The sequence below is a fragment of the Novosphingobium sp. SG707 genome (genome assembly GCF_012275515.1).
GTDB lineage: Bacteria > Pseudomonadota > Alphaproteobacteria > Sphingomonadales > Sphingomonadaceae > Novosphingobium.
Window position 1 is genome coordinate 262,600 of record NZ_JAAZQL010000006.1, and the last position, 13,085, is coordinate 275,684.

Sequence of the window (13,085 nt, forward strand, 5' to 3'; positions counted from 1 at the left end):
GCGTCTCTCCGTTAATCCTGCCACATGGCGGGCAAGTTGGTGTGGCCGCGCGCGGCGGCCTGGGCCTTGGCCTGCGCCGCGATCGGGTCTTCGGGCGTGCGGCGATAGGGGGCGAAACGCGCCGCCGCCTGCTGCATCCGCGCCTGCATCGCGCGCGTCACATCCGGGTGCAGCGAGGCCACGCTATACTGCTCGGTCGGGTCGCGCATGTCATAGAGCTGGGGATAGCCGCGCCCGTCAAGCGGCATCAGAAAGTTCATGTAGAAATCGGCGCGGACATATTTCCAGCGCTGGGTGCGGATGCCTACGACATTCTCGTCCTGAAACAACAGCAGCTCCTCATGGGGCGAGGCCCCGCCGCGCATCAGCACAGCGCTGATGTCGCGCCCGTCGATCTCCACCCCCGGCGGCAGCGGCAGGCCCGCCAGTGCGCAGGCCGTGGGCAGCACATCAATGCCCATGGCCATGGCATTGCTGCGTCGCCCCGCCGGGATATGGCCGGGCCAGCGCGCGATAAAGGGCACCCGATAGGCCCCGTCATAGGCCCCGCCGCCCTTGCGCTGACGCAACCCGCCGGTTGATCCTTCAAACCACGGCCCATTGTCCGAAGTGAAGATCACCAGCGTGTCGCGCTCCAACCCCAGTCGGGCCAGCGTGGCGTTCAACCGGCCCACGATGCTATCGATTTCGATGATCGTGTCGCCATAGGCGCCCGCCCCTTGCGACTTGCCGCCAAAACCGGGCGCGGGGAAATTGGGCAGATGGGGCGAGGACAGCGCCAGTTCGAGGAAGAAGGGGCGATGCGCGTTTTCCTCGATAAAACCTTGGGCGCGGCTGTAGAATTTCTGCTGGAGGCGGGGGAAATCGACCTCCTCGTCACGCATCGCCTCGCCCCCCTTGCGTTCATACAGGCGCAGCGGGTTGATGTCATGGCTGTATGGAATGCCGTAGAACAGATCGAAGCCGTAATTGGTCGGGTCCCACGCATCGCCCTTGTGGCCCAGATGCCATTTGCCGATCAGCGCGCTTTTATACGCCGGTTTCAACGCATGGGCGATGGTGCGCTCGGTCTTGGGCAATTGCTGGGTGTCGGCCTCCAGCAGCACGCGAGAGAGCGTGGTGCGCACGGGATAGCGCCCGGTCAGGATCCCCGCGCGCGAGGGGGTGCAGACATTGGCCGGGGCGTAATAATCGGTCAGCGTGATGCCCTGGGCCGCCATCCGGTCGAGATGGGGCGTGGGCACGCGCCGCCCGCCGGTGGGGCCGACATCGCCATAGCCCAGATCGTCGCACAGGATCACGATGATGTTGGGCGGGCGCGATCCCGCCGCCTGCGCCGCCCCGCCAAGCGCCAGCCCCGCAGCCAGCAGGCCCGATCCGGCCAGCAGTTTGCGCCGGTTGATATGTGTCATGTCATGCCCTCTTTCGGGATCAGGCGGCGGGAGGGAGATCCTCCCACCGTCCGGGGATGGGTCAGAACGAATAGCCCACGCTCAGGCCAAAATAGCGCGAGGCCGCCTTGGGCACGAAAGCGGTGAGGTTGTTGGGCGTCAGCGTCTGCGATGTCAGTTCGCTGCCATGGCCCATGGCGGAATAGAAACGCTGATCGGTCAGGTTCTTGGCAAAGATCGAGACACTGATCCCCTTGTCCGCCGGGCGCGCGCCCAGCGAGAGGTCAAAGGTCGTATAGGCGCGCTGCACCAGCAGCGGGTCCTGCTCCAGCGCGAAAAGCACGCTGCTCTGATAGGCCATGGCCAGATCGACATAGGCGATCATCGACCCCACATTGCGTTCATAGCGCGGGTTGATCGTAAAGCGCCATTCGGGCGTGTTGGGCAGGATGCCGCCGCGCACATTCTGGTTCGCGCCCGACAGGACATTGTTCACGCTATATTGCTTGTAGCAGGCGTTGGTGGGCGGCGTTGCGCCATAGGCGATGGTGGCAAAGCTGGCCTGATTTTGCAGCGGACAGGCAAGGCCATCGGCATCAAAGCGGGCATGGGTATAGGCCAGCGAGGAATTGATCGAAAGCCCATCGACCGGGCGCAGGGTCAGCTCGATTTCGACGCCCTTGGTCGTGGCCGCGCCCGCATTGGTGACGGTGAAAAGGAAATTGCCGGTCGATTGGTCCGACTTGTTGGCCTGGACCTGCAGATCCTTGTATTTGGCGATAAAGGCCGACACCGCGATGCTCAGCTTGCGGTCGATGGTCGTGCCCTTGAAGCCGACCTCGAAGGCGTTGACCGTTTCGGGGCGCACGACAGCATTGTTGTTGAACGTCTGATTGTATTCGGTGCCCAGCGACTGGCCCTTATAGCCGCGCGTATAGGTGGCATAGGCCTGCGCATTGCGGTTGAATTCATATTGCAGGCCCGCCTTGCCGGTCAGCACCTCGTCCGAGGCGGCGGTGAAACCGCGCGTGACCGGGACATTGAGCGAATCCCCGGCAAAGGGCGCGTTGGGATACTGGAAACCATAGACCGAGATATATTCATGCTGCCAGCGCATGCCGCCGATCGCCTTCAGCCCGCCGACCAGATTGTAATCGACCTGACCAAACCCGGCATATTGATAGGAGCGCAGATGGGCCAGGCTGGCCCCCGAGGAGCCCACGACATTGGCCGCAGGGCAGGGCGCGCCGATGGCCAGCCCCGATGAGGCGGGCGCCGAGCAGGTGACGATGCGGCGCGTGAAGTCGCGGTCAATCGTCAGGTCCGAGAAATAGAGCCCGCCGACATAATTGAGCCGCCCCTTCTTGGCATTGGACAGGCGCAGTTCCTGCGAGAAATTGTCCAGCTGGTAGCCGCCGCCATTCACGTCGAACTGGGCATAGGCGGGGGCCGCCGTGCCGCCACTGTAGATGGGAACATCGGTGTTGATGGCGTCAACATCCTGATTGTTATAGAACTTATACTTCTGATAGGCGCTGATCGAGGTGAGCGACAATGCGCCAAGGTCCAGCTTGGCCTCCAGCGAATAGGTCTGCTGCGTTGTCAGCGTGACGGTATCGAGGTTTGAATTGACCTGCATGTTCAACGGACCGGCGATCACCGGGGCCTGAAGCAGGGCCAGATTGGCATTGTCGGTGCGGATGGCCACCGTCTGGCAGCATTGCGATTGATTATGGCCATAATTGAACCCGGCCAGCAGGTTCAGGCGCCCAATGTCCACCTCCAGCTTGCCGCGCAGGCCATAGCCTTCGCCGCCATTGGTCTTGGCCTTGCGGGCGACGTTGTAGATATAGCCGTCATCCTTGTTGTAGTAACCGCTCAGGCGCAGGCGGACATGCTCGCTCAACGGGCCCGAGACGGTGCCGTTCAGGTGGTATTCGCCCTTTTCGGCAATCGTGGCATTGACCTTGCCCGACAATTCGCTGGTCGGGCGGGCGGTGACCACGTTGATCGCGCCGCCGGTGGCGTTCTTGCCGAACAGCGTGCCCTGGGGCCCGCGCAGCACTTCGATCCGTTCAATATCGGCCAGATCGGAAAAGCCCTGTGCCGCGCGGGCCATGACCACGCCGTCCATCACCACCGAGACCGAGGATTCATTGCCCACGCCAAACACGGCGGTGCCGATGCCGCGGATGCGGAAGTTCGAATTGTTCGGATTGGTGCCCTGCGTATAGGTCAGCGAGGGCGAGATCTGGCCGAGGCTGGTGGTGTCGGTGATGTTGCGGGTGGCCAATGCCTGCGCGCTGAGCGCGGTGACGGCGAGAGGCACATCCTGAAGGCGTTCGGCGCGCTTTTGTGCGGTGACGACAATGTCTCCGGGCGCGGTGTCGGTCGCCGGGGCCTGTTGCGCATGGGCCGTCTGCGTCAGCGCTGTCGTTGCCAAGCCCAGCAAAAGGGCTGTGCGGATGGATTTCATGGCGATGTCTCTCCCTGTTTTGATTCTTGCGCCACGAATTGGCGGGTATGAACACGCGCGAATTCGGGGGTAAATTCCATATCCAGCGCTCTCGACGAATCAACGTCAGCGCTGACGTAATGCCTATGCCGCTGTGACAGGGCTGTCAAGAATGGCCTCGCACCGTCACCTGCGTGGACAGGCACCGGCCTGTTGGCTTATGCAACGCGCATGTCGAACCGCAGACCCACGCTAGATGATGTTGCCCGGATCACCGGAGTGTCCGCCAAAACCGTGGCGCGCACGCTCAATGGTGAGAAGGGGGTGGGGGCCGAAACGCGCGAGCGGGTGATGGAGGCGGTCCTGCAACTGGGCTATCAGATGAACGTCTCGGCCCGCGCGTTGGCCAGCGCCAAGACATTGAGAATATGCATCGTTTCCAATTGGATGACGGCGTTTTTCATGTCGCAGATCTATCGCGGCGCCGCGCGCGCCTGCCAGGAGCGCGGCTATCATCTGATCATCCGCGAATTCGATCCCGATAAGAGCGATGCCATCGACTCCTTCCGCCAGCAGTTGCAACTGGCCCCGGTCGACGGGATCTTCGTCACCGCCCCGCTCAGCAGCAATGAGCAATTGCTCGATATGTTTGACGAACTGGGCCTGCGCTATGTCCGCCATTCCCCGATGGGCGATTTTGACCGTTCCGATGTGGTTCAGGCCGATGAAATGCATGGCGGGGCGCTGATTGCCCGGCATTTGTGGGAAAAGGGACACCGGCATTTCGGCCTGATCATGAACATCGTCGGGCATGTCGCCGCGACCCAGCGTTATCAGGGTTTTGTCGAGGAAATCGCTCGCCTTGGGGGCAAGCCGGAGAAGATCCGCAATGTCGGCTATCCCGTGGGCAGCCGGGCAAAGGAGGGCGACGATCCGATCGGCTATAATGAGGCCGTCGAATTGCTGGCCCACAAGGACCGGCCCACGGCGATCTTTGCCTTCAATGACGAGGTGGCCGCAGGCGTGCTGGCGCGCGGTCATGCAACGGGCTTTGCGCTGCCGCAGGATCTGGCGGTGGCCGGATATGGCAATGCGGATTTCGGGCGGCTGACCTGGCCCGCGCTGACCACTGTGCGCCAGCCCAATTCCGAAATGGCCTATCAGGCGGTCTGCTGGCTGACCGAACCGGCCCCGGCGCGCGTGCGGGCCATGACCTTTCCGGTCGAACTGATCCCGCGCGCCAGCACCGGCGACGCGTGATTCAAGTGCGGGTGGGGAAAAGCGGCCGGGGGAAACTGGCCGCCAGAACCACCGCCGTGGCCAGCACGAACATCAGCACCAGCAGGTAGGACGGCGGCCCCGCGCCCACCACGGGCTGCTGGGAAAGGTAGAAATAGGGCCGCATAATCATCGCCCCGCCCAGCGCGAGGCCGATCTGTTGTCCCAGCCTCAGCGCCGCCGCGCCCGCTCCTGCATTGGCCGGGGCAATGCGCGCCATGCTGGCCGGGCCGATACAGCCCGATGTCATGCCCACCCCCATGCCCGCCAGCGCCAGAATGGGCAGCAGCGCCCAGACCGGCCAGTTCGGATTTTGCCCGGCCCACATGATCAGCGGCGCAGCAAGCGCGAGGATCGCCGCCCCCGTGGCAATGACAAATCGCCCGTCCTTTTTCAGCAGAAAGCGGCCGAAGAACAGGATCGAAAGAAACACGCCCACGCCATAGGGGATCTGGATCGCGCCCGAGACATAGGGCGAATGGCCGCGCCCGTTCTGAAGAATATGGTTGATGATGATGATCAGGCTGTTGCTGCTGGCGCTGAAACAGATGGTGAGCATCGCGCCTGTGGCAAGTTGCGACAGGGCGGTGGGATCGGCGGACATGCTCCATGGGCGGCGCAGGGAAAATGACCCGCGCCTGATCCGCCACAGGACAACAAGAGGCAGCACGGCCAGCGCCGCCATCCACGGATGCAGGCCGGCCTTGTCGCGCCCCAGCCATTCCAGCACCACCATGATCGCGCCCACCGCCATCACCAGAGGAATGCGGCGATGCAGAAAGCCCTGATCCTGTTGCTCACGGCTGTGCGTGTCGCGCGGAAGCAGCCAGTAGCCCAGCAAGAGCGCCGTCACCCCGATCGAGGCGCCCGCCAGAAACACCATGCGCCAGCCCAGATCGGCAAAATTGCCCGACATCAGCAGCCCGGCCACCACCGGCCCGAACGTGCCCGCCGAGGCCGAGGCAAAGCCGAGCGCGGGCAGCAGCCGGACCCGGTCCTCCGGGGCATAGAGGATATGGAGCAGCCCCATGATCTGGGGCGCGGTCAGCGCGAAAGCGGCGCCCTGCGCCAGACGCGAGAGCAGGAAGGCGACAATCCCGCCTGACAGCGCACAGGACAGCGAGGCCCCGACATACAGCCCCGCCCCGGCCAGAAACACACGCCGATGCCCCACCCGGTCCGCCATCGGCCCGGTCATCACCAGCGTCAGCGCAAACCCGAGCGCATAAGAGCTGTAGAACCAATGGGTTATATGGCTTGATGCGTGAAGGTCGCGCGCCACCACCGGCATCGAGACATTCACGAACATCGCGTTCAAAACTTCCATGAAGTTTGCAAGCAACAGCGCAGCAAAAGGGAAATAGCGCTTGGCGCGCAAGATATCGCCCACATCCTCTCCCCTGCGCCGCCCCGTTCGTCGGGATTCTGGCCAATCCGTCACACCACGGCATAGCCATGATCCGGCAGGCTGGCCAGTCGAACGGTTGGTCTGGGCTAACTTGCGGCAAACCGTGGTGAAAAAGCATCATTTGCATTTTGAGGGGCGCCCTGCGATCTTGCCTGCGGGTATTTTGCCAATATGAACAAAATCGCGCGCAAACGGCGCGACGGGCCAGACGGGGATCCTTTCATCAGTGGCGACAATCAAGGATGTGGCCAAGGCCGCCGGTGTTTCGTTCAAGACCGTTTCGCGCGTGGTCAATGGCGAGAAGCGCGTCGGCAATGAGGCGCGCGAAAGGGTCAATCAGGCGATCCGTGAACTGGGCTACAAGCCCACGCTGGCCGCGCGGCAATTGGCGGGACAGCGCAGCTATCTGATCGGGTTGCTCGTGCCGCGCCTCGGGGCCAGCTATATTGCGCGCATGTTGATCGCGATGGGCGCGGCCTGCCGGGCCTCGGGCTATAATCTCATTACCGAGATGCTGGATTATCACGAATATCGCCGCTCCGACTTTTTCTCGATCAACTTTTCCGCCCGTCCCGACAGCGTGATCCTGACCCCGCCCTTCAGCAATGAGGAGCGGATTTTGGATTATTTCGAGCGGGAGAAAGTGTCCATCGTGCGGGTGGCTCCGGCCTTTGAAGGCTATGGCCTGCGTGTGCCGGTGGATGAAGAACCCATTGTCATGGAATTGATGCGCCATCTCATTGCCCAGGGCCACAGGCGGATCGGCATCATCGGCCCGCCGCAACGCCGTCTGGCCTCCGAGGCGCGCGTGGTGGGCTATCGCAAGGCGCTGGCCGAGGCGGGGATCGAGGAAGACCCCGCGCTGATATTGCGCGGCGATTTCACCTTCGCCTCGGGCGTGGCGGCCACCACCAGCCTGCTGGCCTTGCCCCAGCGGCCGACCGCGATTTTTGCCACGGGCGATGAACTGGCCGCGGGCGCCATGGCCGAGGCGGCGCGGCTGGGATACCGCGTACCCGATGATCTGGCGGTGGCGGGCTTTGACGATTCGCCCATTGCCCGCATGGTGTTTCCGCCCATCACCACCGTGCATCAGCCCGTGCGCGAAATTGCGCGGGCGGCGGTCGAAGCCGCGATCAACCCCGACTTCAAACCGCAACCCTTTGAATATCAACTGATGATTCGAGGCTCTACCGACGGCAGCCGTCAGCATTGCCTCGAACCCTATCCGTTTTAGACCTTCATGCGGCGGATCAGCCGTTCAAAATCCATGATCGGCATCGAAGGCGTATATTTCCCTTCCAGAACCGCGCTGAGATAGCGCCCGGCGTTGCGGACATATTCCTGCTCGCTCTGCGCCGCCTGCTGCACAACGGGCAGGGCGGGGCGGGCATGGTCCCCGATATAAGTCAGCGCGTTGAGCGCCTGCAATTGCACCGGCCACACCTTGTCCTGCGCGGCCAGGGCGGTCAGGACGCGGACGGGTTCGTCGATCTCGCCCAGACGCACCAGCGCCTCGGCGGCCACCACGCGGATCTGATCGGCGCTGTCCTTGGCCAGCGCGGCCAGCAGGGCGGGCTTTGCCCCTTGCTGGCCACCGATGAGCAGGCCCGTTGCCGCCCAGTAGCGCATGACGGGCAAGGGATGGTTCAGCCCCGCGACCAGTTGCGCCTCGCTGCCCTTGCCGCCCGCCGCCAGACGCGCCATGGCCATCACTTCGGGCAGGGGATAGGACTTGCGGTCGCGGCTCTCGAAATAGCCTTCGCCCGCCATGCCTTCGGGGATGAAGCCATTGTCGTGGATGGCCAGCATATGCGCATCAAGCTCTTTGCTCAGTCGCGCCAGTTCCGCGCCCGCCTCGGGCTTGTCGGCCAGATTGTGCAACTCATGCGGATCGCTGCTCAGGTCATAGAGTTCCTCGAAGGGCTTGGTGTGAAAGAACCGGTCCTGATCGGCGTTGAGCGTCCCGGCGCGGTGCGCCGCTTCCCAATCCTGATAGCCCTTGGCCAGCCATTCGAACGCCTGATGCTGGCCCCATGGGCGATGCGGCATGTAATTGCGGATATAGCGCCAGCGACCATCGGTGACGGTGCGCTGAAAATCATAGCGTTCGTCCATGCGGTTGCGCATGCCGAAGGCATAGGTCTTGCGCGCGGCGCGAGGGCCAAGGAAGGGCTGGCCCACCATCTGGGCCGGTTGGGCCACACCCGCCAGCGCCAGCACCGTGGGTGCCAGATCGATGAAGGAGACCGGGCTGGTCACTTCCTGCCCCGGCGCGACGGGCAGCAGGTGGCGCCATCTGGGCGGGGCATAGACGACCATTTCGCAGGACAGCCCCTCTTCATAGCAATAGCGCTTGGAGCGGGGCAGCACGCCGCCATTGTCGGAATAGTGGAAGATGATCGTATCCTCGGCCAGCCCGTCCGCCTCCAGCTCGGCGAGGCGTTCGGCCAATTGCCCGTCCATCTGCTCCATCAGGTTGTAATAGCTGGCGAAATCCTGACGCATGGCCGGCGTGTCGGGCAGGAACGGCGGGATCACCACCATATCGGGCGTCACGCGGCCCGGCGTTGGGCGGAACAGCCGCGATTCATGCGTGGTTTCATAATTGAACACAGCCATGAAAGGCTTGCCCGCCGGGCGCGTGCGCCAATGGCCCTTGGAGCCCTGAACGTCCCAGATCTGTTCGGGGTTCACATCGCAATTGTAATCGGTCTTGGAATTGTTGGTGCAATGATAGCCCGCGCCGCGCAGCAATTCGGGATAGGTGCGGAATTGCTTGGGAAAGCGCGCATTGGCCCGCATGTGATTGGCCGGTGCGCAGCTTTCGGGATAAACGCCCGTCAGGATGCCAAAGCGCGAGGGCGCGCAGACCGGCGCATTGGAATAGATATGGCGGAACAGCACGCCCTTGCGCGCCAGTCCGTCGATCGTGGGCGTATGGGCCAGCTTGTCGCCATAGGCGCCGACATAGGGATTGTTATCCTCCGACACGATCCAAAGGATATTGGGGCGCTTGCCTGAAGAGGGTTTGGCAAGCGCCCCCTGAGCCGCAGTCGCCGCCAGAGAAGCGGCTGCGCCCAGAACAGTACGACGGTTGAAATGGGGTTGTTTCACGGTGTCTCTCGCTTTTTAACGGGTCAGGCGGGGTTGGCGGCGGATCAATAAACCCACTCTGTCTCGCGCCCGTCGATCATGACCTTGCGGGTGAAATGCAGTTTCCAGAGCGGAGCGGGCAGGGATTTGGCGAAGCTCTCGACCGCACGGTTCAGCTTCTCGGTCTCGGCCTTGTGATCGGCCGACACATCGGTCTTTTCCCATGGGTCCTGCGCCAGATTGTGCAGCTTGGTCTGATGCCAGTCATCCGAACGCCACAGCCGCCATTCGCCCTGCCGCGCGGCATAGACCGGAGCCTGTCCCCAGACGAGCAGGCGGTTGTCGGGGCCCTTGCGGCTGGCCGAGGCGATCAGGTCCTGCCCTTCCAGTTCGCGCGGCATGGCCTGTTTGGGCGCGGCGGCATGCAGGATGGTGGGCAGCACATCGAGCGAGGAAACCGGCCTGTCGACGACCCCTTTGGGCTTCATCGCGCGCGGCCATGAAAACAGGAACGGCACCCGCACCCCGCCTTCCAGATAAGTGAACTTGCCCGCGCCCCACGGATGGGCGTCGTTGCAAAAGCCGAATTGCACCGGGCATCCATTGTCCGACAGGAACACGACCATTGTGTTGTCGCGGATCCCACGCTCTTCCAGCTTGTCGAGAATGCGGCCGACACCCGCATCCATCGCTGCAATCATCGCCACATAGGTGCGCCGCACCGGATCTTTGATATGGGCAAAGCGGTCATACCATTCCTGCGGCACCTGCAGGGGCCAATGCGGCGCATTATAGGCCACATAGGAGAAGAAGGGCTGTTTGCCCCGCGATGCGCGGTCGATGAAATCCACCGCATGGTCGGTGATCTCGGTGGTGAGATAGCGGTTGAAATTATCGACCTTGCGGCGCTCCGGCCCTTCGACCACCACCCCATTGCCGCGCCGGGTTTCAAAGGGCGGCTTGCCCGCATCCGCCTTGGTGGGGGTGGTGACGATGCCGGGGGTTTTCGGATCGACATAGACCGTCTCCCCGGCCAGAAAGCCGAAAAATTCGTCAAAGCCCCGGTTGGTGGGATAGAAGCGGTCCTGCGCGCCCACATGCCATTTGCCAAAGGCGCCGGTGTGATAGCCCAGCGGTTTCAGCCTTTCGGCAATGGTCTTTTCCGATGTGGGCAGGCCCGCGCCTTCATCGCCTTCATCATTGATATTATAGGTAAAGCCAAAGCGCATCGGCATTTGGCCCGTCAACAGCCCCGCGCGCGACACCGCGCAGACCGAGGCCGCGACATAGCCATTGGAAAATGCCGCTCCCGAAGCCGCGATCCGGTCGATATTGGGCGTCGGCACATCCTTGCCGCCATAGGCCGAGACATCGGGCCAGCCCAGATCATCGACCAGAATGACCACGACGTTGGGCGCCTGCGCCGCGCGGGCCGGGGCCGATGGCGGAGCGACCCGCGCCGAGGAGGCGGGGGCGCAGAGCAGGGTCGCCGTGCCCAGCAGCAGGCTTGTCAAAACGCGCTTCATTGTGCGGCCTCCTTGATGCGCGCATCGGGGCGATCGGCCGAAGCGTCGAATTGCTCACGCGTGCGGAAACGTTCGGGCGCCTCGGCCAGTGCCGGGGTAGAATAGCGCCGCGCCTCGCTCCACCAGAGCTTCTTCAGTTCCTCCAGCCTGGCCGGATATTGCGCGGAAAGGTCGGTGCTTTCGGAAAAATCCTTGTCCGTGTTGAACAAGGCCCATTTGTCGGCGGTGAAATCGCTACCCTGTTTGTGGATGGTGACGGCGCGCCATGGGCCTTGGGTGATCGCCCGATTGCCGCGCAGTTCGAAATATTGCACCGAGCGGGCCGCAGGCGCCCCCGCCGACAGCATCGTGGGCAGGATCGAGCGCCCCGCCACCGGAATTTCGGCCACGCCATGCAGCGTTTTGGGAAATTGCGCATGGCCCACCTGAGCCAATGTCGGGGCAAGGTCGATCACATCGACATATTGATGCCGGATCGCGCCGCCATCCTTGATGACCTTGGGCCATGACACGATCAAAGGCGTGCGGATGCCGCCCAGATAGGGCCACAATTTATACCGCCGCAGCGGCGTTACGCCCGCCATGGCCCATGGGCGCTGATATTCGCTTTCGGTCTTGTCCGTGCCCAATTCGTCGATCCGCGCCAGCATCTGCTCGGCGCTCAATTTGTTGGGTGCATAGAGGCGTTCAAACGATCCGCGCTGGCCCGCTTCGGAGGCTGCGCCATTGTCGCTCATCACCATGATGACCGTGTTGTCATACTGGCCGGTGGCTTTGAGATGGGCGATCAGGCGGCCGATCTGCTCATCCGTATGGGTCAGGAAACCGGCATAGGTGGCCATGAAGCGGGCATAGACCTGCTGCTCGGTCGGGGTTAGGTCCGCCCACGCTCGGTCGCCCGGATTGCGTGGGGGCAGGATGGTGTTGGCCGGCACGATGCCCATCGCCTTCATCCGCGCCAGACGGCTCTCGCGCAGCGCGTCCCAGCCCTTGGCATAGGTGTCGCGATAGGCGTCGATATAGGGGCGCGGCACCTGAATGGGCGCATGGCCCGCGCCATAGGCCAGATAGACGAATTGCGGCTTGCCCTGACCCGGTTTCAGCGCAGCAATGGCATGGTCGGTAATGTCGACCGAGAAGTGATAGCCCGGCGCGTTGGGAGAGGGTAGGCGTTTGTTCCCCTCGATCAGCTTGGGATGATATTGATCGGTCCAGCCGAGGAAAAAGCCATAGAACTGATCGAAGCCGCGCTGCAGCGGCCAGGATCCGTTATGGCCGGGCGATCCGTCCTGATCCTCGGGCGCCAGATGCCATTTGCCGAAGCCCGATGTGGCATAACCCGCGCGGGACAGGACCTGCGCGATGGTCTGGGCATTGTCGGGCATCTCGCCGCGGTCGCGGGTCATGTCGGCCGGATCGACCTTGTTGGCGGGCAGATCGGCCATGCGCACCGTCTGCGGATTGCGTCCGGTCAGCAGCGCGGCGCGGGTGGGGGTGCAGACCGCCTTGGTGTCGAACCGGTTATAACGCAGCCCGCGCGCCGCCAGCGCATCGAGATTGGGCGTGCGGATTTCCGAACCGAAGGGGCCAAGGTCGGAAAAGCCCACATCGTCCAGCACGATCAGCACAATATTGGGGCGTTGGGGCGTGGCGGCCGGGCCTGCGGCTGTGGCGGCTCCCGCGATCGTCATACCCATGACAGAGGCCAGGGCGAGCTTGGCGGGCCGGGCGTTGGCAAGGCGGCGTGCCCATCGGCTTGAGGGTCTATTCATGCATCCACTCCGGCTTCTTGTTGGATGGTCCCGTGCGTCGGAAACACTGTTCGGGATTTCGGGCCATCGTTGTCACGGTAGGAAATGCATAAGATCATCGGGTCTGTCAATTTCGGAGTGACAACGTTGACGCATTTTGTCATAAGCCCGCCGTCCGCC

Annotated in this window: 8 protein-coding genes; 2 read left to right on the forward strand and 6 right to left on the reverse strand. The window is 63.2% G+C overall.

The genetic code is table 11. The features are described 5' to 3' along the window. Positions 1-11 precede the first annotated feature (11 nt). Positions 12-1,412 carry a sulfatase gene (locus FHW92_RS17945; protein WP_168604636.1) on the reverse strand — a complete coding sequence of 467 codons (1,401 nt, stop codon included), beginning with the start codon at positions 1,410-1,412 and terminating at the stop codon, positions 12-14. Positions 1,413-1,473: 61 nt separating this feature from the next. Further along, a complete protein-coding gene (locus tag FHW92_RS17950) occupies positions 1,474-3,867 on the reverse strand; it encodes a TonB-dependent receptor (RefSeq protein ID WP_168604637.1) in 2,394 nt (797 codons plus the stop codon). 210 nt (positions 3,868-4,077) lie between these two features. Here FHW92_RS17950 and FHW92_RS17955 point away from each other — a divergent pair, with 210 nt between their 5' ends. Next, positions 4,078-5,106 carry a LacI family DNA-binding transcriptional regulator gene (locus FHW92_RS17955; RefSeq protein WP_168604638.1) on the forward strand — a complete coding sequence of 343 codons (1,029 nt, stop codon included), beginning with the start codon at positions 4,078-4,080 and terminating at the stop codon, positions 5,104-5,106. Between the two features lies 1 nt (position 5,107). Here FHW92_RS17955 and FHW92_RS17960 read toward each other — a convergent pair whose 3' ends face one another. Continuing rightward, positions 5,108-6,565, reverse strand: coding sequence for an MFS transporter (locus FHW92_RS17960; protein WP_349237707.1), 1,458 nt, complete (start codon positions 6,563-6,565; stop codon positions 5,108-5,110). A 193-nt stretch (positions 6,566-6,758) separates the two neighbouring features. On the opposite strand from FHW92_RS17960, the gene FHW92_RS17965 reads away from it, so the two are divergent. Continuing rightward, positions 6,759-7,769: a LacI family DNA-binding transcriptional regulator gene (locus FHW92_RS17965; protein WP_168604640.1), complete on the forward strand. Its 1,011-nt coding sequence runs from the start codon at positions 6,759-6,761 to the stop codon at positions 7,767-7,769. Here FHW92_RS17965 and FHW92_RS17970 read toward each other — a convergent pair. The 3 genes from FHW92_RS17970 to FHW92_RS17980 are packed head-to-tail and all read right to left on the reverse strand — an operon-like array spanning position 7,766 to position 12,851. Next, positions 7,766-9,649 (reverse strand): sulfatase-like hydrolase/transferase, encoded by a 1,884-nt coding sequence (locus FHW92_RS17970; protein ID WP_168604641.1) that lies wholly within the window; start codon positions 9,647-9,649, stop codon positions 7,766-7,768. The genes FHW92_RS17965 and FHW92_RS17970 overlap by 4 nt on opposite strands. A gap of 44 nt (positions 9,650-9,693) precedes the next feature. Beyond that, positions 9,694-11,154: a sulfatase-like hydrolase/transferase gene (locus tag FHW92_RS17975; protein ID WP_168604642.1), complete on the reverse strand. Its 1,461-nt coding sequence runs from the start codon at positions 11,152-11,154 to the stop codon at positions 9,694-9,696. Beyond that, a complete protein-coding gene (locus FHW92_RS17980; RefSeq protein ID WP_168604643.1) occupies positions 11,151-12,851 on the reverse strand; it encodes an arylsulfatase in 1,701 nt (566 codons plus the stop codon). Before FHW92_RS17980 ends, FHW92_RS17975 begins: the two co-directional genes overlap by 4 nt. Between the last annotated feature and the right edge of the window lie 234 nt (positions 12,852-13,085).